Raw genomic sequence first — 1,414 nt, forward strand, 5'->3', positions numbered from 1 at the left:
CTAGCGCAAGTTTACAAGTTATCTGCCCTGCATCTGTAAAATGTAGATATTTCCTGGCTTCAGGGCACCTTGAGTGTATAGCCTAACTAAATATGTAATAAATGCCCACAAATATACCAATATATGGTATAATACAGCTATAGAGTATATCCTAACTTGTGGAGGCTGTATGGGAACCATAATCAAAAAGAAAATCAAGGGGCAGAATTACTACTACTATGGCGAATCCAAGCGCGTGGATGGTAAGCCTAAAATCGTGAACCAGAAGTATCTTGGTTCCGCAGACAAGCTGCTACAGCTGGCTGCTGATGCGGGTAGATCTATACAAGATCAGGTTCTTTATGCGCATGAAGCCCAGTTTGGAACTGTGGCCCTGTTATATGACTTTGCCAGCAGACTGGGTGTGGTTGATATCATAGATTCCATCGTCCCCAAACGCAAACAAGGTGCATCGGTTGGCATGTATATCCTAACAGCAGCGATTAATAGAGCTGTAGCTCCTACATCAAAAAGCGGGCTTAAAGAATGGTACGAGAGCACATCTCTTCCATATATAACCGGGCTCAAGTCATCATTGTTTACGGCCCAGAACTTCTGGAATAACACCAACATTACTTCCGAACAGCTTCGCCAGATTGAAGACAAACTTCTCGAAAGGCAGACGGAAGTATTCGATGTTGACCTGAACAATCTTATCTATGATGCCACTAACTTTTTTACATATATTGATACAATGAATCCATCAGAGCTTGCCAAACGCGGTCATGATAAAGCAAAACGAAACGACCTGAAAACAGTTGGCCTTGCACTGATAGTCACACCGGATTTTTCCATTCCTATATTAAGCGAAACATATCCCGGTAACCGTAGTGATTCCAGACAGTTTGCCGAGATGATGGAAATGCTCAAGCTGCGATTCCGGCAGATCGCAGGTAATGATGCTAATATTACTCTTGTATTTGACCGTGGCAATAATTCAGAGGATAATCTGGACTTGCTTGAAAGCGAAGAACTAAACTTTCATTATGTCGGAGGCTTGAAAAAGAACCAGGTTCCTGAATTGTTTGCTGTCAGTAAAAATGATTACAAACCTCTGGTGTGCCCCGATAATGCAGATGAGAAGCACATGAAACTATCATCATACCGCATGGAAGCTGAAGTCCTTGGCAGAAAAGTAATAACTGTCATTGTATATAATCCCGAACTTGAAAGAGGACAGCTTCAGGGGATAAGTATAAACATTGATAAAACAAAATCTGATCTCATGGATCTGCAGGGCAAACTCCTGAAAAGATCAAAGGGCGAGATCACAAAAGGTAAAAAGCCTACGGTTGAAAGCGTACAAAAGGCTGTCGCCAAAATACTGAAGCACAGAGAATTCATGTCGGATATTTTTGATTACGAAGTACTCGAA

At 41.8% G+C, this 1,414-nt stretch carries 1 protein-coding gene; it reads left to right on the forward strand.

Going from position 1 to position 1,414, the window contains the following annotated elements; genetic code table 11:
- Positions 1–169 precede the first annotated feature (169 nt).
- Positions 170–1,414: IS1634 family transposase (locus tag G602_RS0117070; RefSeq protein ID WP_026660031.1), on the forward strand; the 1,245-nt coding region annotated here is incomplete at its 3' end.

The organism is Butyrivibrio sp. AC2005, from assembly GCF_000424145.1.
Classification (GTDB): domain Bacteria; phylum Bacillota; class Clostridia; order Lachnospirales; family Lachnospiraceae; genus Butyrivibrio.